Below are 23,595 nucleotides of genomic sequence, written 5' to 3'. Positions count from 1 at the left end.
CGGGGGAACGACGAAGCCCTGGTGGGATCTCTCCCACCAGGGCTTCCACGTCGGGCTGACAGGATTTGAACCTGCGACCCCTTGACCCCCAGTCAAGTGCGCTACCAAGCTGCGCCACAGCCCGATGGTCCTCGAGAGGACCTCGGCGGCCCCCGCAGGAGCCTCGGAAACTCTACCGTATCCGGACGGTGCCGCCGTCCCCCGCCGGCAGATGGGCGCGCCACGCCGTCGCCACCACCACCAGGCAGACCACCGCGACGCCCAGCCCCGCCAGGAACATCTCCGGGTAGCTCCAGCGCGTCGACAGCCAGGCGAGCGTCGCGGGCACGAAGAACCCGAGGTACGCCGCCGAGTAGTAGACGGCCGTCAGCCCCGCCAGGTCCTCCGGCGTGGCGATGCGCTGCACCTCGGACAGCCCCGCCACCAGGGCGAGCCCGTAGCCCGCGCCGAGCACCGCGGCGGCGAGCAGCACGACCGGCAGCGACAGCGTCGCCGCCGCCCACGCCGCCAGCGCCATCCCGACGACGAGGATCACCAGCGCCACCACCGAGGCGCGGGCGCTGTGCCGGGTGTCGACGAGCCGGGCGACCGACTGCACCGCGAAGCCGACCGCCAGCGTGACCACGGTCAGCAGCGCGGAGAACGCGATCGGCACCCCGCCCGCGTGCTCGCGCATCAGGCCGGGGAGCACCGCGTACGCCGAGCCCACCGCGCCGAACACCCACGGCGCCAGGGGCAGCACGACCCGGAGGAACCGCCGGTGGCCGACCGCCGGGACCCGCAGGTCGTCGCGGAGCCGGGAACGCGCCCCGGCCGGGCGGGCCGGGTGCGTCTCCGGGACGGCCAGCACCGCGACCAGGGCCAGCACGGTCACGGCGGCGTGCAGCAGGTACGGGGTCCCGGTGCGCCACGGCCCCCACTGGGCCAGCGCCCCCGCGACGCCCGCGCCGAGCAGGAAGCCCGACGTCAGCGCCAGCGACGCCCGCCGCGCGCCCGCCTGCGGCTGCCCGGTGGCCGCGCACAGCTCCGCGACCCAGGTGGTGCCGACCGCCATCACCAGCCCGAGCGCGAGCCCCGACAGCACCCGGCCCGCCGCGAGGGCCGGCACGGACGCCGGACCGAGCGCGAGCACGAGCGACCCCACGACGCCCAGCGGCGCGGCGGGCAGCAGGAGCGGCCGCCGGCCGAACCGGTCCGACAGCGGACCGCCGATCAGCAGCGCCGGGACGATGCCGATGACGTACGCGCCGAGGAGGACGTTCACGGTGAGCGCCGACAGGTGGCTGACCTCGCGGTACATCACGAGCAGCGGCGTGAACTCGTTGCCGCCCCACGCGACGGCGAACATGAGCGCCGCGACGCGGAGCCACGCGCGCGGGTCCGGCTCGGCCCGGACCGGGTCCCGGGGTGTGGCGGCGGTGCCGGTGGCGGTCGTGCCGGTGGCGGTCACCGCGCGCCGCCGTCCCGCTCCGCGCCCGCCGGGTCGCCTGCGCCCGGCGCGCCGGGGTCCCGGTCGACCGCGCCGCCGGTGCGCGGGTGCGCGGAGGCCAGGTGCGCGCCGTGCAGGTGCTCACGCAGCCGGTCCCGGAAGGCCGCCGCGTCGCCCGCCTCGATCGTCGCGACCAGCGCCTCGTGCCCTTCGACGAAGCCCGGCGCGCGCTCCCCCCGCGGCGCCGCGACAGCGCGACCATCCGCCGCTGCCGCTCGCGCAGCGTGACCGAGAAGCCGGTGAGCAGGTCGTTCCCGCCCGCCGCCACCACCGCGAGGTGGAACGCGGCGTCGAGCTCGGCGTAGGCCTCCAGGTCGCCCGCGGCGACGGACTTCCGCTGCCGGGCGACCAGAGCGCGCAGCTCGGCGGCGAGCGCGTCGCGGGACGCGCCGGACCGCACGACGACGTCCACGGCGTGCGACTCCAGCAGCAGCCGCGCCTCGACGACCGCCTCGGCCTCGCCGGGCGCGGCCGGCACCACCAGCGCGCCGCGCTTCGGGAACAGCCGGAGCCAGCCCTCGGTCGACAGCCGGAGGAACGCCTCGCGGACGGGCGTGCGGCTCATCGCGAGCTCGGCGGCGACGTCGCCCTCGCTGACCATCTCCCCCGCGGGCAGCCGCCCGGAGAGCAGCGCGTCCTTGACGTGCCGGTAGGCGACCTCGGTCGCGGGCGGTGCCGGCGTGGGGATGGTGGACTGCATGGTTACTACATGTATCTCAGTTGCATCCCAGAACCAAATCGACTGCGCAGCTCATCCCTACCCGTTTCGCGCACCGCCACCCGATCGATCGGGGTGCGATGTGCGAACTGGGTGGGGACCAGGTGCGCCCGGACTGGAGCCACGTGCCGTTCGAGGCGCGGGGCCCCGGGGCACCGGCCGGCGACCGCGAGTGGCACGCGGGACCGCCCGCCGGGCGTCAGCGCGCCGGCGCCGTGTCCTCCGCCGCCTCGCCCGCGACGTCGTGCTCCCCCGACCGGCCGCGCAGCACGTCGAGCTCCGCCGCCACGACGCCGAGCAGCAGCAGGTCGACCACGAGGCCGGTGACCGCGCTCCACTGGTCGATCCGGAACAGGAAGATCTGGCTCAGCAGCAGGTTGACGAGCACCGCGCGCCGGAACCACTCGTACCCGCGCACCCGGTCGTCGCCGACCAGCCGCAGGCCCACCACGGAGCACACCAGGGACGCGGCCCCGCTGGCGAGCAGCCCGACCATCGCCCACCAGGGCAGGTCCGCCCCGGTCGCGACCAGCACGGTCCCCCGCACCACGGTGTACAGCGTGACGAGCGCCAGCACGCCGACGGTCACCCGCGGCAGCCACCGGACGCGCACGACGCGCCGGGACGCCGTCACGACGGCGCGGGCCACGGCGCTGATGGGGTCGGGCAGCTCCCGCGCGTCGTCCTCGACGACGTCGAGCAGCGCCCGGACCTCGGCCGCGCCCCGGACGTCGCCGGCGCCGGCCACGAGCTCCCGCGCCTGGCGCCGGGCACGCGGCGAGAACCCGCCCGCCAGACCGGCGACGGCGAGGTCCGCGGCGGCCGCGAGCGTCTCGTGCGGGTCGCGCCGCCGGCCGTGGATGACCTCGCCGACCAGGACGAGCACGACCACGACGACGTAGATGAGCGACGCGGTCGGCTCGTAGAAGTAGTCGTTGTCCGACGTGACGAACTTGCCGATCTCGTCGATGAACAGCCCGAACCCGACGCCGCCGACCAGCGCGGCCAGCGGCCGCACCACAGGACCCGCCCAGGACAGCACCGCGACCACCGCGACCGCCATCAGCAGCCCGCCCCACAGGACGTGGGCGATGTGCAGGCCGTCGCCGCCCAGCTGCGGGAACCCGGTCAGCGCCAGGAGCCCGCGGGTCACCAGCACGGTCAGCACCGTGACGGCGAGGAACCCGGCGACGTGCCGCGGCCCCGCGGGGTCGCGCGGCAGCCCGAGCACGAGCACCGGCGAACGCCGCCGCACGTGGTGCCGGTCCGCCTCGGCCGTCCGGTCGCCCGTCCGCTCGACCTGCGCGCCGCGGGTCACCGCTTGCGCTTCTCCCGCACGCGGACCGAGATCGAGATCGGCGAGCCCTCGAAGCCGAACGTCTCGCGCAGCCGGCGCTCGATGAACCGGCGGTAGCCCGCCTCGAGGAACCCGGTCGCGAAGACGACGAACCGCGGCGGGCGGGTCGACGCCTGGGTCGCGAACAGGATGCGCGGCTGCTTGCCACCACGCAGCGGGTGCGGGTGCGCCGCCACGAGCTCGCCGAGGAACGCGTTGAGCTTGCCGGTGGGGATGCGGGTGTCCCAGGACTCGAGCGACCGCGTGAGCGCGGGGACGAGCCGGTCGGTGTGCCAGCCGGTCCGCGCGGAGATGTTCACCCGCGGCGCCCACTGGATCTGCACGAGCTCCTTCTCGATCTCGCGCTCGAGGTACGGCCGGCGGTCCTCGTCCATGAGGTCCCACTTGTTGTACGCGATGACCAGCGCGCGCCCGGCGTCGATGACCTGCTGGATGACACGGGTGTCCTGCTCGGTGAGCGGCTGCGACGCGTCGAGGAGCACGACGGCGACCTCGGCCTTCTCGATCGCGGCCTGCGTGCGCAGGGAGGCGTAGAAGTCGGCGCCGGACGTCTGGTGCACCCGGCGGCGGATGCCGGCGGTGTCGACGAACCACCACGGCACGCCCTTGAGCTCGACGAGCTCGTCGACCGGGTCGCGGGTGGTGCCGGCGGTGTCGTCGACGACCACGCGGTCCGTGCCCAGCACCTTGTTGAGCAGCGACGACTTGCCGACGTTCGGGCGGCCGACCAGCGCGACGCGACGCGGGCCGCCCGGGCGGGCGGTCGCGTGCTGCGAGACGGTCGGCAGCGCCGCCATCGCGGCGTCGAGCAGGTCGCCCGTGCCGCGGCCGTGCAGGGCGGAGACCGGGTGCGGCTCGCCGAGGCCGAGGCTCCACAGCTCGGCGGCGTCGGCCTCGACGCGCGGACCGTCGACCTTGTTGGCGCACAGCACGACCGGCTTGCCGGACTTCCGGAGCAGGCGCACGACCCGCTCGTCGGTGGCCGTCGGGCCGACGGTGGCGTCGACGACGAACAGCACGGCGTCGGCCAGTGAGATCGCGACCTCGGCCTGCTCCGCCACGCGCGCCTCGATCCCGGCGACGTCGACCTCCCAGCCGCCGGTGTCGACCAGCGTGAACCGGCGGCCGGCCCACTCGGCGGGGTACGACACGCGGTCGCGGGTGACGCCCGGCTTGTCCTCGACGACGGCCTCGCGCCGGCCGAGGATGCGGTTGACCAGCGTCGACTTGCCGACGTTCGGGCGGCCGACCACGGCGAGCACGGGGAGCGCGAGGTGCGAGCCGTCCTCGTCGTACGCGCCCTCGTCGCCCGAGAGCAGGGCGACGTCCTCGTCCTCGAGCTCGTAGTCGTCCAGGCCCGCCCGCAGGGCGCGCTCGCGCGCCTCGTCGTCCTCCGCCTCCGCGGTCACGTCCGTGCCGTCGAAGGGCTCGGCCTCGGCGGGGCCGTCCTGGAGGTCGTCGAGCTCCACGGCGGGGTCCTCGGAGGTGGTCGGCTGGGCCGGCTCGCTGTCACGCATGGGCACCATTCTCCCTGACCGAGCGGCCGGGGACGAACCACGCCCGACGACGCCCCCGGGTCAGTCCGTCGGGAGCGCCGCGCCGGTGCGGGCGGCGGCGTCGCGCACCAGCGCCGACAGCGCCACGCGAACCGCCTCCGTGCCCGCGCCGATGGCGTCGCGCCGGGACTGCCCGGGGCCCGGCGTCAGGTCCAGCGGCGCCCCCAGCTCGACGTGCAGCCGTCGTCGCGGCAACGGGATGTGGCCCACCGACTCCCCGGTCCGCCGGGTCCCGAGGATCGCCACCGGGACCACCGGCGCACCCCCGTGCACGGCCAGCCAGGCCACCCCGGCCCGCGCGGACGCCGCGTCGCCGCGGCCCCGGTTGCCCTCGGGGAACACGCCGACCGCGTCGCCGCGGTTCAGCACGGCCAGGGCCGTCACGAGCGCGTCGCGCCCGCCGGACCGGTCGACCGGGATCTGCTGCGCCGCCCGCAGGAGCGCCCCGAGCGGACCCACGAACATCTCGTGCTTGACCAGGATGTGCACCGGCCGCGGCGTGACGCCCTGCAGCAGGGGGCCGTCGATCACGCTCGTGTGGTTGGCCGCGAACAGCACCGGTCCCGAGGCCGGCGCGTGCTCGGCGCCGACGACGCGGGCGTCCCAGACGCCGTGCGCGATCACCTTCCCGAGCCCGCGCGCCCAACCGGGCACGGACCGTGCGGCGACCGCGGCGGCCGGCGTGGCCTCGCGCGCCCGGCCGGTCACGCGTGCAGGTCCGCGGTGCGCGCCACCACGTCGAGCACCGCCTGCACGGTCTGGTCGAGGTCGAGCTCCGAGGAGTCGACCGTCACCACGCCGTCGGCCGCGACCAGGAACTGCGACACCGTCGAGTCGTCCGCGTCCCGGCGGACCACCTGGTCCCGGGTCGCCGCGACCGCGTCGGCGTCGTCGGAGCCGTGCACCTCGCGGGCGCGCCGGGCGAGCCGGGCCTCCTCGCTGGCGGTGAGCAGCAGCCGCACGTCGGCGTCGGGTGCGATGACCGTGGTGATGTCCCGGCCCTCCGCGACGATGCCGCGGCCCCCCGAGAACGCCGAGGACGCCGCCTGCGCCGCGATCTCCGCGCGCTGCCGGCGGCCGAGCTCGGCGCGCACCTCCAGGTTGGTCGCCACGGCGCTCACCGCGGCGGAGATGGCCGTCTCGCGGATCGCCTCGCCGACGTCGTGCCCGTCCACGTGCACGCCCGGCTGGCGGGGGTCGACGCCCATCACCAGCGGCATCTCGCGCACCAGCCGCGCCACGGCGTCCGCGTCGGTCAGGGACACCCCGCGGTGCAGCGCCCACCAGGTCGCGGCGCGGTACATCGCGCCGGTGTCCAGGTACGCCAGGCCGAGCCGCTCGGCGACCCGCCGGGACACCGTCGACTTCCCCGAGCCGGACGGCCCGTCGATCGCCACCACCACCGGCCGTCGCACGTCGTGCGCAGTCACCGAACCAACCTCCAACCGCGGGCCGTCAGCTCCGCCTCCAGGTGCGCCGAGCGCGCGGGGTCGACCGACACCGACGCCATGCCGACGGGTCGTCCCGCCGCGTGCTCGAGCCGCAGGTCCTCCAGGTTCACGCCGGCCGCGCCGACGTCGGTCAGCAGCCGCGCGAGCTCGCCGGGCCGGTCGGGCACGAGGGCCGTCACCACCGCGTACGAGCGCGGCGCGCCGCCGTGCTTGCCGGGCACGAGCGCCACGCCGGCGTTGCCGTCCGCGATCAGCCGCGCCACGCGGGCCAGCGCGCCGAGCTCGACGTCCTCCGGCCCGCTCGCCCGGGCGGCGCTGTCCAGCGCGCCCAGGACCTCGTCCAGGTCCTCCCGCAGCCCCGCGAGCACGCCGCGCACGGCCGCCGCGTTGGCCGCCAGGATCGACGTCCACAGCGCCGGGTCGGACGACGCGATGCGGGTGACGTCGCGCAGGCCCTGGCCCGCGAGCCCGAGCGCGTCCGGCTCGGCCCCGCGCAGGCGCGCCGCGACCAGGCTGGCCGCCACCTGCGGCACGTGCGAGACGACGGCCACCGCGGCGTCGTGCTCGGCGGCGTCCATGGTCACCGGCACGCTGCCCAGGTCGGTCGCCAGCGCCCGCACCGCGAGCAGCGCGTCCGGCCGGGACTCCCCCGAGTCGACGACGACCCACGGCCGCCCGACGAACAGGTCCGGCACCGCCGCGGCCGGCCCCGAGCGCTCCCGCCCGGCCATCGGGTGCGACCCGACGTACCGGGACAGGTCCGCGCCCGCGGCCCGCAGCTCGTTCAGCACGTAGCCCTTCACGCTCGCCACGTCCGTCACGACGGCGTCCGGGTGCGCGGCCAGCTCGTCCCGCACCACGTCCGCCGTCACGTCCGGCGGCGCGGCGACGACGACCAGCGCCGGCTCCGGGTCGCCCTCCGCCGCGGGCCGCCCGGCCCCCACGTCGCGGGCCAGCGCCAGCGCCGTGCGGGACGGGTCGTGCAGCGTCACGTCGACGCCGCGCGCGGTCAGCGCGAGGCCGACCGACGCGCCCAGCAGCCCGGTGCCGACCACGCGGACCGGGCCGCGGGTCACCACCGCGGCCGTGCCGTTCGTGCTCACATGCCCACCGACGTCATCAGCGAGCCGACCTCCGCCTTCCCGAGCACACGGGTGCGGCCCGGGCGCAGGTCGCCCAGCTTGATCGGGCCGATCTGGGTGCGCAGCAGGCGGGTCACCGGGTGGCCCACCTCCTCCAGCAGCCGGCGGACGACGCGGTTGCGACCCTCGTGGATCACGATCTCGACCATGCTGGCCTGCGGCGTGGCGTCCACGACGCGGAACGCGTCCACCGCCACGACGCCGTCCTCGAGCTCGACGCCCTTCTTCAGCCGCGCGCCGACCCCGGCGGGGACCCGGCCGTCGACGGTGGCGAGGTACGTCTTGGAGACGCCGTGCGACGGGTGCGATAGCCGGTTGGCGAGCTCCCCGTCGTTGGTCAGCAGGATCAGGCCCTCCGAGTCGGCGTCCAGCCGGCCGACGTGGAACAGCCGCTCCTCGCGGTTCTGCACGAACTGCTCGAGCGACGGGCGGCCCTCGGGGTCGTGCATGGTCGACACCACGCCCAGCGGCTTGTTCAGCGCCAGGGTGATGACGTCCTTGTCGAGCTGCAGGCGCAGGCCGTCGACGTGGATCACGGCGCTGCGCGGGTCGACCCGCACGCCGAGCTCCAGCACCACCTGCTCGTCGACCGTCACCCGGCCGGCCGCGATCAGCTCCTCGCACGCGCGGCGCGAGCCGAGGCCGGCCTGCGCCAGCACCTTCTGCAGCCGCACGCCCTCGGGGTCGTGCACGTCGATGTCCGTCGGGCGCGGGCCGCGCGGGGGCGTGCGGTACGACTGCGGCGGGCGGGACGGCCAGGCCGAGCCCGGGCGGCCGGTGTCGGCGCCGCGAGGGGCGCCGGAGCGGGTGCCGCCGCCCGGGCGACCGGCGCCCGCGACGCGGCCGGACGAGGAGCCGCCGGGGCGACCCGCGGACGACGCGCCGGGGCGGCCCGCACCCGGACGGCCGGAGCCGCCGCCGTAGCCGCCGCCCGACGACGGACGGCCCGAGCCGCCGCCGTAGCCGGAGGACGGCCGGCCGGAGCCGCCGCCCTGGCCGCCCGAGCCGGGACGTCCGCCGCCGTAGCCGCCACCCTGGCCGCCGGACCCGGAGCGTCCGCCGTAGCCGCCGGACGAGCCCGAGCCCGACCGACCGCCGCCCTGGCCCGCACCGCCGGAACGACCGCCGCCGTACCCGGCGCCGCCGGAGCGACCGCCACCCTGACCCGCGCCGCCGCCCGAGCGGCCCGCGCCGCCGGCGCCGCCGCGCCCGGCTCCTCCGGACCGACCGCCGGACCCACCGGCCCCGCGGGCACCGCCGCCCGCGCCACCGCGGCCGCGACCGCCCTGTCCTGCTGCACTCATCACACGTCTCCTGTCGTCACTGCGGCCCCGTCCAGCCCGTCGAACGCGTCGATCTCGGGCAGGTACGGGGCGAGCGGGGGCAGCTCGTCGAGGCTCGTGAGGCCCATCCGCTCGAGGAAGTATCCCGTGGTCCGGTACAGCAGCGCACCCGAGCCCGGGTCGGTGCCGGCCTCGGTGACCAGCCCGCGGGCCGTCAGCGTGCGCACCACGCCGTCCACGTTGACCCCGCGCACGCCCGAGACCTGCCCGCGCGTGACCGGCTGGCGGTACGCGATCACGGCCAGGGTCTCGAGCGCGGCCTGGGTCAGCCGGGCCGTCTGCCCGTCCAGCACGAACTGGCCGACGACCTGGTGGAACGCCGGCGCCGAGTAGATCCGCCAGCCCTCGCCGGCCTGGCGCAGCTCGTACCCGCGCGGACGCCCGCCGTGCTCGCCGCGGTACTCCTCGGCGAGGGTGCGCAGCAGGTCGACGACCTCGCCGGTCGGCAGGCCGAGCACCGTGGCGAGGCGCACAGCCGGGATCGGCTCGTCCGCGACCATGAGCACGGCCTCCAGCGCCGCGAGGGCGCCGCCGGGCAGGTCGTGGACGTCGGGGGCCTCCGCCGCGGGTTCGGGGGGCAGCTCGCCCTCGCCGAGCCCGTCCGCCGGTACGCCTCCGGGCACCGCAGCCGTCGGGTCTCCGGTCATGCGTCTTCCCCCTGCGCCTCGGGCGCGACCGCGTCGGCCGGCACCACGTCGTCCGCCTCGTCGAAGTCCGAGGCCACGGCGACGTCGCCGTCCTCGGCCCCCGTCCACCGCACGGTCAGCTCCCCGAGCGGCGTCACCTGGTCGAACGCCACGGCGCCCTCCCGGAACAGCTCCAGCAGCGCGAGGAACCGCGCCACCACCAGCAGCGTCGAGTCGGCGTCGGCGGTCAGCGTGCGGAACGAGGCGGCCCCGCCGTGCCGCAGCCGGTCCGCGAGCACGGCCGCCTGCTCCCGGACGCTCACCGCGGGCGCGTGCAGGTGGCTGAGGTCCACTCCGGGCGGCGGGGCCGGCGGCGCGAGCGCCTTCGCGGCCAGCGCGGCGAGCTCCTCCGGCCCGATCTGCCAGATGAGCTCCGGGAGCATCGCCGCGAGGTGCGGCTCCAGCTGCACCGTGCGCGGCAGCCGCCGGCCCTGCTCCGTGAGCCGGGTGCCGATGTCGGCGGCCACCACCTTGTAGGCCCGGTACTGCAGCAGCCGGGCGAACAGCAGGTCCCGCGCCTCCAGCAGCTCCAGGTCCTCGGCGTCCTCGACCTCGCCCGCGGGCAGCAGCCGCGCGGCCTTCAGGTCGAGCAGCGTGGCCGCGACCAGCAGGAACTCGGACGCCTGCCCCAGGTCCCAGGGGCGACCGCCCTCGGCCTCGGCCCGCTCGGCGGCCCGGATGTACGCGATGAACTCGTCCGTGACCGCGGCGAGCGCGACCTCGGTGATGTCGAGCTTGTGCTTGGAGATCAGCCCCAGCAGCAGGTCGAACGGACCGGAGAAGTTCTCCAGGTGCACCTCGAAGGCGCCGGACCCGGGCCGCGGCGCGTCGTCGGGCGCGCCGGTCCCGCCGGGGGCGGCGGCAACGGCCTCGGCGGTCGGCGCCGTCTCAGGCGGCGTCGCCACGGGCGACGAGCTCCCGCGCGAGCTGCCGGTACGCGTGCGCCCCGGCGTGCGTCGGCGCGTACGTCGTGATCGGCTCCGCCGCCACCGAGGCGTCCGGGAACTTCACCGTGCGGCCGATGACGGTGTGCAGCAGCGTGTCGCCGAACGCCTCGTACACCCGGGCGACGACCTCGCGCGCGTGCAGGGTGCGCGGGTCGTACATCGTGGCGAGGATGCCGTCGACCTCGAGGCGCGGGTTGAGCCGGTCGCGGACCTTCTCGATCGTCTCGACCAGCAGCGCCACGCCGCGCAGCGCGAAGAACTCGCACTCCAGCGGGATGAGCACGCCGTGCGCGGCGGTGAGCGCGTTGACCGTCAGCAGGCCGAGCGACGGCTGGCAGTCGACCAGCACCACGTCGTAGTCGTCCAGCACCGGCCGCAGCACGCGGGACAGGATCGACTCGCGGGCCACCTCGCTGACCAGCTGCACCTCGGCGGCGGACAGGTCGATGTTGGCCGGCAGGAGGTCCAGGTTGGGGATCTCCGTGGGGCGGATCAGCTCCTCGACCCGCGCGTGCCGGTCGACCAGCAGGTCGTAGACCGTGCGGTCGAGCTCGTGCGGGTTGGCCCCCAGACCGACCGACGCCGCGCCCTGCGGGTCGAAGTCGACGATGAGCACCCGGCGGCCGTACTCGGCCAGCGCCGCGGCGAGGTTGATCGTGGTGGTCGTCTTGCCGACGCCGCCCTTCTGGTTGCACATCGCGATGACGCGGGCGGGACCGTGGGCGGCGAGCGGCGCGGGGACGGGGAAGTCGGGCAGGGGCCTGCCCACCGGGTCGGTTGCGATCTCGGTCGTCTCCTCGCGTGCCACCCGCACAACCTACCGGAGCACCCGGCCGGTCAGCCGTCTCCCGCGCCGGTGCGCGCGGCGCCCGCGGCGGCCCGGACGGCGCTGTCCCGCCTGGCGCGCGGGTGGCTGGTCGCGTACACCTCGCGCAGCGTGTCCGGCGTCACCTTCGTGTAGATCTGCGTGGTGGTCACCGAGGCGTGGCCCAGCAGCTCCTGCACCACCCGGACGTCGGCGCCGCCGGCCAGCAGGTGGGTCGCGAACGAGTGCCGCAGCGTGTGCGGCGACACGTGGTCGGCGCCCGGCAGCCCGGCCCGCTCGGCGGCCGTGCGCAGCACCGCCCACGCGCTCTGCCGGGACAGCCGGGCCCCGCGGGTGTTGAGGAACACCGCCGCTCCCCCGCGCCCCGCCGCGGCCAGCGCCGGGCGGGCGCGCACCAGGTACGCCTCGAGCGCCTCGACGGCGTACGCGCCCACCGGGACGACGCGCTCCTTGCTGCCCTTGCCGAGCAGCCGGACGGCCGCGCGGCCCTCGGTGAGGTCCAGGTCGTCGAAGTCGAGCCCCACGGCCTCCGAGATGCGGGCGCCGGTCGAGTACACGAGCTCCAGCAGCGCCCGGTCCCGCAGCGGCACCGGCCCGTCGCCGAGGGACGCCGCCTCCAGCAGCCGCAGCACCTCGTCGGTGCCGATCGCCTTGGGCAGCACCTGGGACTGCTTGGGCGGCCGCACGGCCCGCGCGGGGTCGGCGGCGGTCAGCCCCTCGAGGACCGAGAACCGGTGCCAACCGCGCACGGCCACGACGGCGCGCTTCGCGGACGACGCCGACAGCACCGCCCGGCCGTCGGAGCCGGTCCGCACGGCGGTGAGGAAGTCCTCGACGTCGGACTCCGCCACCTCCGCGACCGACGCGCGGCCCGCGGCGGCCAGGTGGTCGACGTACCGGGTGAGGTCGCGGCGGTAGGCGGCCAGCGTGTTGGCGGACAGCCCGCGTTCGACGGCGAGGTGCGCGAGGTACCCGTCCAGGGCGGCCCGCAGCGCGGGGGCGGACGGCTGCTCGTCCGTCATCCCGGTGCCTCCCCGCGGTCCCTCCGGTGGGTCAGAGCGGGAGGAAGACGTCGACCGCCACCGCGACCGACAGCAGCGACAGGTACGTGATCGACCCGTGGAACACCGACATCGCGCGGAGCTTGCCGCGGCTCGGGTCCTGGGCGCGACGGTACAGCGCGATGTTCGACCAGAGGAACCACACGCCGAGGACGGTCGCGACGACCGCGTACACCCAGGTCATCCCGGCGACCGGCACCAGCAGCAGCGAGCAGGCGATCATCGCGACGGTGTACGCGATCATCTCCTTCGCGACCTTCGACTCGGCCGCGACGACCGGGAGCATCGGGACGCCCGCGGCCGCGTAGTCCTTGCGGAACTTCATCGACAGCGGCCAGTAGTGCGGCGGCGTCCAGAAGAAGATCACCCCGAACAGCAGCACCGCGGCCCAGGACAGCCCGCCGGTCACCGACGACCAGCCGATGAGCACCGGCATGCAGCCGGCGGCGCCGCCCCACACGATGTTCTGCGGCGTGCGCCGCTTGAGGATCATCGTGTAGCCGACGACGTAGATGAGGATCGCGCCGCCGGTGAGCAGCGCGGACGGCACGTTGACCAGCAGCGCGAGCCACAGCAGGGAGCCGACGCCGAGCGCCAGGCCGAACACCAGCGCCGCGCGCGGGGTGATCTCCCCCGTGACCAGCGGCCGCCGCTTCGTGCGGTTCATCACCTGGTCGATGTCGCGGTCGATGTAGCAGTTGAGCACGTTCGCCGCGCCGGCCGCGGCCGCGCCGCCGACCAGCGTGGCCAGCACCAGCCCGATCGGCGGGAACCCGCCCTGCGCCAGGATCATCGTCGGCAGCGTCGTGACGAGCAGCAGCTCGATGACCCGCGGCTTCGTGAGCGCGACGTACGCGGCGACGCGGCGGCGCAGCGCGCTCCGTCCGGCCTGGGCCTGGGGACGAGGGGCCTGCGACGAGGCCCCGGCGGGAGCGGCTGGGCTCATCGTGCGCACGCTCCGGTCCTCCGCCCGTCGCTGGACCGCGGCGGCCGACGGCCCCGCGGATGATCCTGACCATCGTACGGCCCTCCCGGCAGCAGATGCGGCCGTGAACCGCCTGGGACCAGGGTCCCGGTCGTGTGACGTCCGTCGCGCCGGGCCCCCGCGGCGGTGGACCGGACGGCGGACCCCCGCCCGGCGGGTCTAGGCTCGAAACGCACGCCCGGCCCCGGGGGAATCAGGACCGGGCGTGAGCGGCGCCCGGCCTGGTCAGGACGGGCCCGACCGTCGACGCCCCGGCCCGGAGTCCGGGGCGAGAAGTGAGGTGGCACGACGATGACAGAGGGCATCACGCCGCTCGACCAGGTGGCCGACGCGGGCGTCGCGGTATGGCTGGACGACCTGTCCCGGGAGCGGCTGCGCACCGGGAACCTGAAGGACCTCGTGGCCGAGCGCCGCGTCGTCGGGGTCACGACCAACCCGACGATCTTCGCGAGCGCGCTGGCCAAGGGTGAGTCCTACGACGAGCAGCTGAAGCAGCTGCGGGCGCAGGGCACCGACGTGGACGGCGCGGTCTTCGCGATCACCACCGACGACGTGCGCGAGGCCGCCGACGTGCTGCGCCCCGTCTACGACGCCACCGACGGCGTGGACGGCCGCGTGTCGATCGAGGTCGACCCGCGCCTCGCGCACGACGCCCAGGCGACCGTCGACTCGGCCCGCGCGCTGTGGTCGACCGTCGACCGGCCGAACCTGTTCATCAAGATCCCCGCGACGCTCGACGGGCTGAACGCGATCACCGAGGTGCTCGCCGACGGCATCAGCGTCAACGTCACGCTGATCTTCTCCCTGGAGCGGTACCGCGCCGTGCTCGACGCGTTCCTCGAGGGCCTGGAGCGGGCGAAGGCCAACGGTCACGACCTCGCGCCGATCGCCTCCGTCGCGTCGTTCTTCGTGTCCCGCGTGGACGCGGCGATCGACCCGCGCCTCGACGAGATCGGCTCCCCCGAGGCCGCCGACCTCCGCGGCAAGGCCGCCATCGCCAACGCCCGCCTCGCCTACGGCGTCTACGAGGAGGTCGTCGCCGGCGAGCGCTGGCAGGCCCTCGCCGCGGCCGGCGCGAAGCCGCAGCGTCCCCTGTGGGCGTCCACCGGGGTCAAGGACAAGGCGTACCCCGACACCCGGTACGTCGACGAGCTCGTCGTCGCCGGCGTCGTCAACACCATGCCCGAGGCCACCCTCCAGGCCGTGTTCGACCACGGCGACTTCCGGGGCGACACCGTCACCGGCACCCAGGCCGAGGCGCAGGACGTCATCGACCGGCTCGCCGGTCTCGGCATCGCGATCGACGAGGTCACCGACCAGCTCGAGCGCGAGGGCGTCGACAAGTTCGAGAAGTCCTGGGCCGAGCTGCTCGACACCGTCCGCGGCGGCCTGGAGCAGGTGGCCGAGTGAGGCCCGCGAAGGTCACCGCGGAGCACAACCCGCTCCGCGACCCCCGCGACCGCCGGCTGCCCCGGATCGCCGGGCCCTCGGGCCTGGTGATCTTCGGGGTCACCGGCGACCTCGCCCGCAAGAAGCTCATGCCCGCGGTGTACGACCTCACCAACCGGGGCCTGCTCCCGCCCGGCTTCGCGCTCACCGGGTTCGCCCGGCGCGACTGGGAGGACCAGGACTTCGCGCAGATCGTGCACGACTCCGTCAAGGAGCACGCGCGCACCCCGTTCCGCGAGTCCACCTGGCGCCAGCTGTCCGAGGGCATCCGGTTCGTGCAGGGCACCTTCGACGACGACGACGCGTTCGACCGGCTGCGGCAGACCGTCGAGGACCTCGACGTCACCCGCGGCACCGGCGGCAACCACGCGTTCTACCTCTCGGTCCCGCCGAGCGCGTTCCCCGTCGTCTGCAAGCAGCTCGCCCGCTCCGGCCTGTCGGAGTCGGTGGAGGACGCCTGGCGCCGCGTCGTCATCGAGAAGCCGTTCGGCCACGACCTCCAGTCGGCGCGTGAGCTGAACGACGTCGTGTCCTCGGTGTTCCACCCGGACGACGTGTTCCGGATCGACCACTACCTCGGCAAGGAGACGGTGCAGAACCTGCTGGCGCTGCGGTTCGCCAACCAGCTGTTCGAGCCGATCTGGAACGCCAACTACGTCGACCACGTGCAGATCACGATGGCCGAGGACATCGGCGTCGGCGGTCGCGCCGGGTACTACGACGGCATCGGCGCCGCCCGCGACGTCATCCAGAACCACCTGCTGCAGCTCCTGGCCCTGACGGCCATGGAGGAGCCGGTCACGTTCGACGCGCACGACCTGACCGCCGAGAAGATCAAGGTCCTCTCCGCGGTGCGCGTGCCCAAGGACATCGGCAAGCACACCGCCCGCGGGCAGTACGCCGAGGGCTGGCAGGGCGGCGAGAAGGTCGTCGGCTACCTCGACGAGGGCGGCTTCGACCCGAACTCGACCACCGAGACCTTCGCCGCCATCCGCGTCGACGTGGACACCCGCCGCTGGGCCGGCGTCCCGTTCTACCTGCGCACCGGCAAGCGCCTCGGCCGCCGCGTCACCGAGATCGCCGTCGTGTTCAAGAAGGCGCCGCACCTGCCCTTCGAGTCCACCGCGACCGAGGAGCTCGGCAAGAACGCCCTGGTCATCCGGGTGCAGCCCGACGAGGGCGTGACGCTGCGGTTCGGCGCCAAGGTGCCGGGCACGGCGATGGAGGTCCGCGACGTCACGATGGACTTCGGCTACGGCCACGCATTCACCGAGTCGTCCCCCGAGGCCTACGAGCGCCTCATCCTCGACGTCCTGCTGGGCGACCCGCCGCTGTTCCCGCGGCACGAGGAGGTCGAGCTCTCCTGGAAGATCCTCGACCCCATCACGTCCTACTGGGCGAGCAAGGGCAAGCCGGAGCCGTACCGCGCCGGCACCTGGGGGCCGGAGTCGGCCGACCGCATGATGGAGCGCGACGGACGGACCTGGAGGCGACCGTGATCATCGACCTGCCCAAGACGACCACCCGCGACATCAACAAGCGGCTGGTGCAGGAGCGCGAGGAGGGCGGCGCCGTCGCCCTCGGGCGCGTGCTCACGCTCCTCATCGACGTCGGCGCCAACGACCCCGAGGCCGCCATCGAGGCCGCCAACGACGCGAGCCGCGAGCACCCCTGCCGCGTCATCGTGCTCACCGAGTCCGGCCCCGAGGCAGCCGACTCCGAGCTCGACGCGCAGATCCGGCTCGGCGGCGACGCCGGGGCCTCCGAGGTCGTGCTGCTGCACCCGTCCGCCGCGCAGGCCCGGCACCTGGACACCCTCGTGCTCCCCCTGCTGCTGCCGGACGCGCCGATCGTCGCCTGGTGGCCGTACCAGGTGCCCGACGACCCGGCCCAGCACCCGCTCGGCCAGCTCGCCCGGCGCCGGATCACCGACACCACCGAGTGCACCAACCCCTCCGACGCGCTGCACCGGCTGGCCGGCGGCTACACCGAGGGCGACACCGACCTCGCGTGGACCCGCACCACCCTGTGGCGCGGGCTCATCGCGGCGACGCTCGACCAGCCGCCGTTCGAGCCCGTCACCCGCGCGGTCGTCGCCGGCGAGAGCACCCACCCCTCCGTCGACCTCATGGCGGCGTGGCTGGGCTGGGCGCTGAACTGCCCCGTCGACATCGAGCGCCAGGCGGATGCCCCGGCGATCACGCAGGTGCGCCTCGAGCGGAAGTCAGGCCCGATCGTGCTCGACCGGCCCGACGGCAAGACCGCCGCGCTGCGTCAGCCCGACCAGCCCGAGCACCGGATCGCGCTGCCGATCCGGCAGCTGCGCGAGTGCCTGGCCGAGGAGCTCCGCCGGCTCGACGCCGACGAGGTCTACGGCGAGGTGCTGCGCAAGGGCCTGACGAAGGTGGGCGCGTGACGGGCGCGCCGCGCACCGTCCTGGTGCACCCGGACGCCGACACGCTCGCCGAGGCCACGGCCGCGCGGCTCATCACGCGGCTCGTGGACCTGCAGTCCGCCGCCGCGCCGGTGCACGTCGTGCTGACCGGCGGCACCGTCGGGATCAAGACGCTCGCCGCCGTGGCGTCGTCCCCCGCGGCCGGCGCCGTCGACTGGTCCGGCGTGCACCTGTGGTGGGGCGACGAGCGGTTCCTGCCCGACGGCGACGGCGACCGGAACGAGACCCAGGCGCGGTCCGCGCTGATCGACGGGCTCGGCGACGCCCTCCCGGCGGCGAACGTGCACCCGATGCGGCCGCTCGACGCCGCCGCGGGCACCGCGACCCCGGAGGACTCGGCCGCGTCCTACGCCGCCGAGCTCGCCGCGTTCGCGCCGGACGGGTCCGACGTGCCCACGTTCGACGTGCTCATGCTCGGCATGGGACCCGACGGCCACGTCGCGTCGCTGTTCCCCGGGCACGAGGGCGTCGACGTCACCGGCGTCCCGACCGTCGGGGTGCACGGCTCCCCGAAGCCGCCGCCCGAGCGCGTGTCGCTGACGTTCGAGTCCATCCGCGCCGCGCGCGAGGTGTGGGTCGTCGCGGCGGGCGCCGAGAAGGCGGCGGCGGTGGCATCGGCGCTGTCCGACGCGGACGTCCGCGTCACGCCCGCCGCGGGCGCCCGCGGCTCGGAGGCGACGCTGTGGCTGGTCGACGCGGCCGCTGTCGCCGAGGTCGGCGCGTCGCAGGGCGCGGCGTAGCCGCCGGCACTCCCCGCACGGCCCGAGGGCCCCGCAGCCGGGTGGCTGCGGGGCCCTCGCACGTCGGCGCACCGCGCCCGGTCGGCGAACCCGGCGAGGTCGAGGGTTCGCCGGTTCACGGCGGCCCGAAACGCTCGACCTCGGCGGAAGCGCTCGACCTCGGCGGGGATCCCCGCTGCCGCCGGACGCGGCGAGGGCCCCGCAGCTGCTGCTGCGGGGCCCTCGCGCGGGGCGTGCGGGTGCCGGCTCAGCGCACCCCGCCGCGACGGCGGGCGCGGAGCGCGGCCAGGGCCTCGTCCAGGATCGCCTCGCCGTCCTCGGCGGACCGGCGCTCCTTCACGTAGGCCAGGTGGGTCTTGTACGGCTCGTTGCGCACCGGCGACGGCGGGTTCGCCTCGTCCTGGCCCGCCGGGAAGCCGCAGCGCGGGCAGTCCCAGGTCTCGGGCGCCTCGGCGGCGGCCTCCTCGGCGAACGACGGCCGGGTCTCGTGGCCGTTCGCGCACCAGTAGGAGATCCACACGCGGGGCGCGGCGTCGCCGCGCTCGGCCTCGCCCATGGGGCCCGCGCCGACGCGGGACCCCCGGATCGCACTTCCGCTCGCCATGAGGTCTCTCCCTCAGCTCACGCGCTCGATGAGACCGAGCAGCACGATCACGACCGCCCACACGAGGCTGACGCCCACGGTGATGCGGTTGAGGTTGCGCTCGGCCACGCCGGAGGACCCGGCGCTGCTGGTGATGCCGCCGCCGAACATGTCGGACAGACCGCCGCCCTTGCCCTTGTGCAGCAGGACGAGCGGGACGAGCAGCAGGCTCGTGACCACCAGGAGGACCTGGAGGGCGATGGTGAGGGCTGTCACGGCGGGTCTGGCTCTTCTCGCTGTCGGGGGACCCCGGGCGGGGTCGGTCGGGTGGACCGCGGTCCAGGGTAGGCGACGCGCGGCGCAGGAATCCAGCACGACAGGCCGGATCGGGCCGCAGGTCGCCCGGTCGGCCGGGGCGCGCGCCGGCGTGCTGCCGCCGCGCGCCCCGACCCGGGGGGCTCAGGCGCCGACGTGCTCCTGGAAGCGCGCGATCTTCGCGAACTCCTCGGCGTCGAGCGACGCGCCGCCGACGAGCGCGCCGTCGACGTCCGGCTTGCCGATGATCTGAGCGGCGTTGCCGGACTTCACCGAGCCGCCGTAGAGCACGCGCACGGCGTCGGCGACCTCGGCCGAGTACAGCTCGGCGAGCTTGCCGCGGATGGCCTCGCAGACCTCCTGCGCGTCCTCCGGGGTGGCGACCTCGCCGGTGCCGATGGCCCACACGGGCTCGTAGGCGATGACGACCGTCTTCGCCTGCTCCTCGGTGACGCCCGCGAGCGAGCCCGCGAGCTGCGTCAGGGTGTACTCGACGTGGGTGCCCGCCTTGCGGATCTCCAGGCCCTCGCCGACGCACACGATCGGGGTGATGCCGGCGCCGAGCGCGGCGACCGTCTTGGCCGCGACGACCGCGTCGGACTCGCCGTGGTACTCGCGCCGCTCCGAGTGGCCGGTGGCCACGTAGGTGACGCCGAGCTTGGCGAGCTGCGCCGCCGAGACCTCGCCGGTGTACGCGCCGGAGGCGTGAGGCGTGCGCGGACACGTCCTGCGCGCCGTAGCCGATCTCCAGCTTGTCCGCGTCGACCAGGGTCTGCACGGAGCGGATGTTGGTGAACGACGGCAGGACGACGACCTCGGCGGTGCCGAAGTCGTGCTTGGCGTCCTTGAGGGTCCAGGCGAGCTTCTGCACCAGGTGCACGGCCTCGTGGTGGTCGAGGTTGAGCTTCCAGTTGCCCGCGATGAGGGGGGTACGTGCCATGTGGATCAGTCCTCCAGGACCGCGATGCCGGGGAGGGTCTTGCCCTCGAGGAGCTCCAGCGACGCGCCGCCGCCGGTCGAGATGTGGCCGAAGCCGGCCTCGTCGAAGCCGAGGCGACGGACGGCCGCGGCCGAGTCGCCGCCGCCGACGATGGAGAAGCCGTCGGTGTCGACGAGCGCCTGCGCGACGGCCTTGGTGCCCTCGGCGAACGCCGGGAACTCGAACACGCCCATCGGGCCGTTCCAGGCGATGGTCTTCGCGTCGAGGATCGCCGCGCGGAACAGCTCGCCCGACTTCGGGCCGATGTCCAGGCCCATCTTGCCGGCGGGGATCTTGTCCGCGTCGACGGTCTCGTGCGGCGCGTCGGCGGCGAAGCCGTCGGCCGCGACGATGTCGACGGGCAGCACGATCTCGACGCCGGACTCCTGCGCCTGGGCGAGGTAGCCCTTGACGGTCTCGACCTGGTCCTCCTCGAGCAGCGAGGAGCCGACCTCGTGGCCCTGGGCCTTGAGGAAGGTGAAGACCATGCCGCCGCCGATGAGCAGCTTGTCGGCCTTGGTCAGCAGGTTCGCGATGACGCCGAGCTTGTCGGAGACCTTCGAGCCGCCGAGCACGACCACGTAGGGGCGCTCCGGGTCCTCGACGGCCTTGCGCAGCGCCTCGACCTCGGTGAGGACCAGGGAGCCGGCCGCGTGCGGGAGGCGCAGCGCGACGTCGTAGACCGACGCCTGCTTGCGGTGCACGACGCCGAAGCCGTCGGACACGAACGCGTCCGCGAGGGCCGCGAGCTCGTCGGCCAGCGCGCCGCGCTCGGCCTCGTCCTTGGAGGTCTCGCGCGCGTCGAACCGGATGTTCTCGAGCAGCGCGATCTGGCCGTCCTCGAGCGCCGCGACCGTGGCCTTGGCGGACTCGCCGACGACGTCCTCGGCGAGGGCGACCGGCTGGCCGAGCAGCTCGCCCAGGCGGGCGGCGACGGGGGCCAGCGAGTACTTCGCGTCGGGCTCGCCCTTCGGGCGGCCGAGGTGCGCGGTGACGACCACGCGGGCGCCGGCGTCGAGCAGGCCCTTCAGCGTGGGCAGCGCGGCGCGGATGCGGCCGTCGTCGGTGATGGTCGTGCCGTCGAGCGGCACGTTGAAGTCGGAACGGACGAGCACGCGCTTGCCGCGCAGGTCGCCGAGGTCCTCGATGGTCTTCATGCTTGCCTACCTTGCTCCGCGGGGCCGTCGGGGCCGACGACCGGGGCTGTCCATGACGGCGCCCGCGACACGCCGGGGTCGGAGGCCGACCCCGGCGTGCGCGGGCGCATGTGCGTCGCTACGGACGGCTGAGGGTCAGAGACGCTCGCCGACGTAGGAGGTGAGGGTGACGAGGGAGTTGGAGTAGCCCCACTCGTTGTCGTACCAGGACACGACCTTCACCAGGTCGCCCGACACCTTGGTCAGCTTCGAGTCGAAGATGCTCTGGTGCGGGTCCGTGACGATGTCGGAGGACACGATCTCGTCCTCGACGTACGCCAGGACGCCCTTGAGCGGGCCCTCGGCGGCAGCCTTGACCGCGGCGTTGACCTGCTCGACCGTGACCTCCTTGGAGGCGGTGAAGGTGAGGTCGGTCGCCGAGCCGGTGATGGTCGGGACGCGCAGGGCGTAGCCGTCCAGCTTGCCCTTCAGCTCCGGCAGCACGAGCGCGACGGCCTTGGCGGCGCCGGTCGAGGTCGGGACGATGTTCTGCGCGGCGGCGCGGGCGCGGCGGAGGTCCTTGTGCGGGCCGTCCTGCAGGTTCTGGTCACCCGTGTAGGCGTGGATCGTGGTCATGAGGCCACGCTCGATGCCGATCGAGTCGTTGAGCGCCTTCGCCAGCGGGGCGAGGCAGTTCGTGGTGCACGACGCGTTCGAGATGATGTGCTGCGTGGCCGGGTCGTACGACTCGTGGTTCACGCCGACGACGAACGTGCCGTCCTCGTTCTTCGCCGGGGCGGAGATGATGACCTTCTTGGCACCGGCGGCGATGTGCGCCTTGGCCTTCTCGGCGTCGGTGAAGAAGCCGGTCGACTCGATGACGATGTCGGCGCCCAGCTCGGCCCAGGGGAGGTTGGCCGGGTCGCGCTCGGCGAGGGCGCGGATGTTCTTGCCGTCGACGATGATGTTGTCGTCGTCGAAGTCGACGCTCAGCGGGAAGCGGCCCAGCACGGTGTCGTACTTGAGCAGGTGAGCCAGCGTCTTGTTGTCCGTCAGGTCGTTGACGCCGACGATCTCGATGTCGGCGCCCGACGCCACGATGGCCCGGTAGAAGTTGCGCCCGATGCGGCCGAAGCCGTTGATGCCGACCTTGATGGTCACTTGCCCTCCTCGGCACGCGCCGGCACAGGCCAGCGCACACTGTTGCGGTGATGGACTGCGCACGCCGGTGTGCGCTCCGGAAACGCCGCGGTCACAGGAACTTGACCCTCAGAACATCTCCGGATGGCCTAGAGCCTATACCCGAGCGCAGGGTGCCGCAGGGACCTAGGTCTGGCCGGCGGGACGGCCGCCCGTGGTGCGGTCGGCCGTTCACCCGCTGCCCCGCGGCCTGCTAGAGGTCCAGCAGGTCGGGGCTCAGCCCGGACTCGGTGTCCGGGATGCCGAGGTCGGCCGCGCGCTTGTCGGCCGTCGCCAGCAGGCGGCGGATCCGGCCCGCCACCGCGTCCTTGGTGAGCACGGGGTCGGCGAGCTTGCCGAGCTCCTCGAGCGAGGCCTCCTTGTGGGCGAGTCGCAGCTCCCCCGCCTCGCGCAGGTGCTCGGGCACGTCGGCGCCGAGGATGTCGAACGCGCGCTCCACGCGCGCACCCGCGGCGACGGCCGCCCGCGCCGACCGGCGCAGGTTCGCGTCGTCGAAGTTGGCGAGGCGGTTCGCGGTGCCGCGCACCTCGCGGCGGACCCGGCGCTCCTCCCAGACCAGCAGCGTCTCGTGCGCGCCGAGCCGGGCCAGCATCGCGGCGATGGCGTCGCCGTCGCGGATCACCACGCGGTCGACGTTGCGCACCTCGCGCGCCTTGGCCGGGATCTGCATGCGGCGCGCCGCCCCGACCAGCGCCAGCGCGGCCTCCGGGCCGGGGCAGGTCACCTCGAGCGCCGACGACCGGCCGGGCTCGGTGAGCGAGCCGTGCGCCAGGAACGCGCCGCGCCACGCCGCCTCGGCCTCCTGCACGCCGGCGGAGACGATCTGCGGCGGCAGCCCGCGCACCGGGCGCCCGCGGTTGTCGAGCAGGCCGGTCTGCCGCGCGAGCGACTCCCCGTCCTTCACGACGCGCACGACGTACCGGTTCCCGCGGCGCAGCCCGCCGCCGGACACCACGATGACCTCGGACTGGTGGCCGTACACCTCGGCGATGGCGGCGCGGAGCCGGCGTGCGGCCATCCCGGTGTCGAGCTCGGCCTCGATGACGATCCGCCCCGAGATGATGTGCAGCCCGCCCGCGAACCGGAGCGTCGCCGACACCTCCGCCTTCCGGCACGACGTCTTGTCGACCTGGAGCCGCGCAAGCTCGTCCTTCACCTGTGCCGTCAGAGCCATGCG

At 74.9% G+C, this 23,595-nt stretch carries 22 protein-coding genes, 1 tRNA gene and 2 pseudogenes; 5 read left to right on the top strand and 20 right to left on the bottom strand.

What is annotated here, in order from left to right:
* Positions 1–50 precede the first annotated feature (50 nt).
* Both FKM96_RS19580 and FKM96_RS19575 read right to left on the bottom strand, forming a co-directional pair.
* Positions 51–124, bottom strand: a tRNA-Pro gene (locus FKM96_RS19580).
* 48 nt (positions 125–172) lie between these two features.
* Positions 173–1,450: an MFS transporter gene (locus tag FKM96_RS19575; protein WP_246855095.1), complete on the bottom strand. Its 1,278-nt coding sequence runs from the start codon at positions 1,448–1,450 to the stop codon at positions 173–175.
* A 110-nt stretch (positions 1,451–1,560) separates the two neighbouring features.
* On the opposite strand from FKM96_RS19575, the gene FKM96_RS21165 reads away from it, so the two are divergent.
* On the top strand, positions 1,561–1,794 hold the full coding sequence (locus FKM96_RS21165; protein ID WP_210417314.1) for a hypothetical protein: 234 nt from the start codon (positions 1,561–1,563) through the stop codon (positions 1,792–1,794).
* On the opposite strand, the pseudogene FKM96_RS22380 reads toward FKM96_RS21165, so the two are convergent.
* The 12 genes and pseudogenes from FKM96_RS22380 to FKM96_RS19510 all read right to left on the bottom strand — a co-directional run.
* A pseudogene (locus FKM96_RS22380) lies at positions 1,710–2,090 on the bottom strand (GntR family transcriptional regulator); the annotation flags it as partial. The gene FKM96_RS21165 and the pseudogene FKM96_RS22380 overlap by 85 nt on opposite strands.
* Before the next feature lie 316 nt (positions 2,091–2,406).
* Positions 2,407–3,525 carry a hypothetical protein gene (locus FKM96_RS19565; protein WP_246855094.1) on the bottom strand — a complete coding sequence of 373 codons (1,119 nt, stop codon included), beginning with the start codon at positions 3,523–3,525 and terminating at the stop codon, positions 2,407–2,409.
* Positions 3,522–5,081, bottom strand: coding sequence for a ribosome biogenesis GTPase Der (der, locus tag FKM96_RS19560; RefSeq protein ID WP_147796650.1), 1,560 nt, complete (start codon positions 5,079–5,081; stop codon positions 3,522–3,524). Before der ends, FKM96_RS19565 begins: the two co-directional genes overlap by 4 nt.
* A 60-nt stretch (positions 5,082–5,141) precedes the next feature.
* Positions 5,142–5,828, bottom strand: coding sequence for a 1-acyl-sn-glycerol-3-phosphate acyltransferase (locus tag FKM96_RS19555; protein ID WP_147796649.1), 687 nt, complete (start codon positions 5,826–5,828; stop codon positions 5,142–5,144).
* Positions 5,825–6,550 (bottom strand): (d)CMP kinase, encoded by a 726-nt coding sequence (gene cmk, locus FKM96_RS19550; RefSeq protein ID WP_246855093.1) that lies wholly within the window; start codon positions 6,548–6,550, stop codon positions 5,825–5,827. The genes FKM96_RS19555 and cmk overlap by 4 nt, the downstream gene beginning before the upstream one ends.
* Entirely contained in the window at positions 6,547–7,674 is a 1,128-nt protein-coding gene (locus tag FKM96_RS19545; protein ID WP_246855092.1) for a prephenate dehydrogenase, read from the bottom strand. The genes cmk and FKM96_RS19545 overlap by 4 nt, the downstream gene beginning before the upstream one ends.
* On the bottom strand, positions 7,671–9,017 hold the full coding sequence (locus tag FKM96_RS21760) for a pseudouridine synthase (RefSeq protein ID WP_168217055.1): 1,347 nt from the start codon (positions 9,015–9,017) through the stop codon (positions 7,671–7,673). The genes FKM96_RS19545 and FKM96_RS21760 overlap by 4 nt, the downstream gene beginning before the upstream one ends.
* Positions 9,017–9,703 (bottom strand): SMC-Scp complex subunit ScpB, encoded by a 687-nt coding sequence (scpB, locus tag FKM96_RS19530; protein WP_147796647.1) that lies wholly within the window; start codon positions 9,701–9,703, stop codon positions 9,017–9,019. Before scpB ends, FKM96_RS21760 begins: the two co-directional genes overlap by 1 nt.
* Positions 9,700–10,647 (bottom strand): ScpA family protein, encoded by a 948-nt coding sequence (locus FKM96_RS19525; RefSeq protein ID WP_147796646.1) that lies wholly within the window; start codon positions 10,645–10,647, stop codon positions 9,700–9,702. Before FKM96_RS19525 ends, scpB begins: the two co-directional genes overlap by 4 nt.
* A complete protein-coding gene (locus FKM96_RS19520) occupies positions 10,631–11,497 on the bottom strand; it encodes a ParA family protein (protein ID WP_147796645.1) in 867 nt (288 codons plus the stop codon). The genes FKM96_RS19525 and FKM96_RS19520 overlap by 17 nt, the downstream gene beginning before the upstream one ends.
* A 29-nt stretch (positions 11,498–11,526) precedes the next feature.
* Entirely contained in the window at positions 11,527–12,537 is a 1,011-nt protein-coding gene (locus tag FKM96_RS19515) for a site-specific tyrosine recombinase XerD (RefSeq protein ID WP_147796644.1), read from the bottom strand.
* Between the two features lie 31 nt (positions 12,538–12,568).
* Positions 12,569–13,522 (bottom strand): heme o synthase, encoded by a 954-nt coding sequence (locus FKM96_RS19510; RefSeq protein ID WP_147796643.1) that lies wholly within the window; start codon positions 13,520–13,522, stop codon positions 12,569–12,571.
* A 330-nt stretch (positions 13,523–13,852) separates the two neighbouring features.
* On the opposite strand from FKM96_RS19510, the gene tal reads away from it, so the two are divergent.
* The 4 genes from tal to pgl are packed head-to-tail and all read left to right on the top strand — an operon-like array spanning position 13,853 to position 18,205.
* A complete protein-coding gene (tal, locus tag FKM96_RS19505; RefSeq protein ID WP_147796642.1) occupies positions 13,853–14,971 on the top strand; it encodes a transaldolase in 1,119 nt (372 codons plus the stop codon).
* Complete coding sequence (gene zwf, locus FKM96_RS19500; protein ID WP_147796641.1) at positions 14,968–16,509, top strand: glucose-6-phosphate dehydrogenase; 1,542 nt, start codon at positions 14,968–14,970, stop codon at positions 16,507–16,509. Before tal ends, zwf begins: the two co-directional genes overlap by 4 nt.
* Positions 16,506–17,426 carry a glucose-6-phosphate dehydrogenase assembly protein OpcA gene (locus tag FKM96_RS19495; RefSeq protein ID WP_147796640.1) on the top strand — a complete coding sequence of 307 codons (921 nt, stop codon included), beginning with the start codon at positions 16,506–16,508 and terminating at the stop codon, positions 17,424–17,426. The genes zwf and FKM96_RS19495 overlap by 4 nt, the downstream gene beginning before the upstream one ends.
* Entirely contained in the window at positions 17,423–18,205 is a 783-nt protein-coding gene (gene pgl / locus FKM96_RS19490) for a 6-phosphogluconolactonase (protein WP_147796639.1), read from the top strand. The genes FKM96_RS19495 and pgl overlap by 4 nt, the downstream gene beginning before the upstream one ends.
* 247 nt (positions 18,206–18,452) lie before the next feature.
* Here the strand turns inward: pgl and FKM96_RS19485 are convergent, their stop codons facing one another.
* From FKM96_RS19485 to whiA, 6 genes and pseudogenes are all read right to left on the bottom strand, one after another.
* On the bottom strand, positions 18,453–18,809 hold the full coding sequence (locus FKM96_RS19485; protein ID WP_147796638.1) for an RNA polymerase-binding protein RbpA: 357 nt from the start codon (positions 18,807–18,809) through the stop codon (positions 18,453–18,455).
* Between the two features lie 12 nt (positions 18,810–18,821).
* Positions 18,822–19,064 (bottom strand): preprotein translocase subunit SecG, encoded by a 243-nt coding sequence (secG, locus tag FKM96_RS19480; RefSeq protein WP_146837079.1) that lies wholly within the window; start codon positions 19,062–19,064, stop codon positions 18,822–18,824.
* 183 nt (positions 19,065–19,247) lie between these two features.
* Positions 19,248–20,043, bottom strand: a pseudogene (tpiA, locus tag FKM96_RS19475) (triose-phosphate isomerase).
* Positions 20,044–20,048: 5 nt separating this feature from the next.
* Positions 20,049–21,239: a phosphoglycerate kinase gene (gene pgk, locus FKM96_RS19470; RefSeq protein ID WP_147796637.1), complete on the bottom strand. Its 1,191-nt coding sequence runs from the start codon at positions 21,237–21,239 to the stop codon at positions 20,049–20,051.
* Between the two features lie 135 nt (positions 21,240–21,374).
* On the bottom strand, positions 21,375–22,379 hold the full coding sequence (gap, locus tag FKM96_RS19465; RefSeq protein WP_147796636.1) for a type I glyceraldehyde-3-phosphate dehydrogenase: 1,005 nt from the start codon (positions 22,377–22,379) through the stop codon (positions 21,375–21,377).
* Between the two features lie 232 nt (positions 22,380–22,611).
* Positions 22,612–23,592 carry a DNA-binding protein WhiA gene (whiA, locus tag FKM96_RS19460; RefSeq protein ID WP_147796635.1) on the bottom strand — a complete coding sequence of 327 codons (981 nt, stop codon included), beginning with the start codon at positions 23,590–23,592 and terminating at the stop codon, positions 22,612–22,614.
* Between the last annotated feature and the right edge of the window lie 3 nt (positions 23,593–23,595).

This window comes from Cellulomonas sp. Y8 (genome assembly GCF_008033115.1).
In the GTDB taxonomy this organism is placed as follows: domain Bacteria; phylum Actinomycetota; class Actinomycetes; order Actinomycetales; family Cellulomonadaceae; genus Cellulomonas.
This window is presented reverse-complemented; position numbering and strand designations above follow the sequence as displayed.

Bases quoted from the DNA above. Each gene is read 5' to 3' on its own strand.
- tal (WP_147796642.1), top strand. From the start codon at position 13,853: ATGACAGAGGGCATCACGCCGCTCGACCAGGTGGCCGACGCGGGCGTC.
- der (WP_147796650.1), bottom strand. From the start codon at position 5,081: ATGCGTGACAGCGAGCCGGCCCAGCCGACCACCTCCGAGGACCCCGCC.
- whiA (WP_147796635.1), bottom strand. From the start codon at position 23,592: ATGGCTCTGACGGCACAGGTGAAGGACGAGCTTGCGCGGCTCCAGGTC.
- FKM96_RS19515 (WP_147796644.1), bottom strand. From the start codon at position 12,537: ATGACGGACGAGCAGCCGTCCGCCCCCGCGCTGCGGGCCGCCCTGGAC.
- pgk (WP_147796637.1), bottom strand. From the start codon at position 21,239: ATGAAGACCATCGAGGACCTCGGCGACCTGCGCGGCAAGCGCGTGCTC.
- FKM96_RS19485 (WP_147796638.1), bottom strand. From the start codon at position 18,809: ATGGCGAGCGGAAGTGCGATCCGGGGGTCCCGCGTCGGCGCGGGCCCC.
- FKM96_RS21760 (WP_168217055.1), bottom strand. From the start codon at position 9,017: ATGAGTGCAGCAGGACAGGGCGGTCGCGGCCGCGGTGGCGCGGGCGGC.
- FKM96_RS19510 (WP_147796643.1), bottom strand. From the start codon at position 13,522: ATGAGCCCAGCCGCTCCCGCCGGGGCCTCGTCGCAGGCCCCTCGTCCC.
- scpB (WP_147796647.1), bottom strand. From the start codon at position 9,703: ATGACCGGAGACCCGACGGCTGCGGTGCCCGGAGGCGTACCGGCGGAC.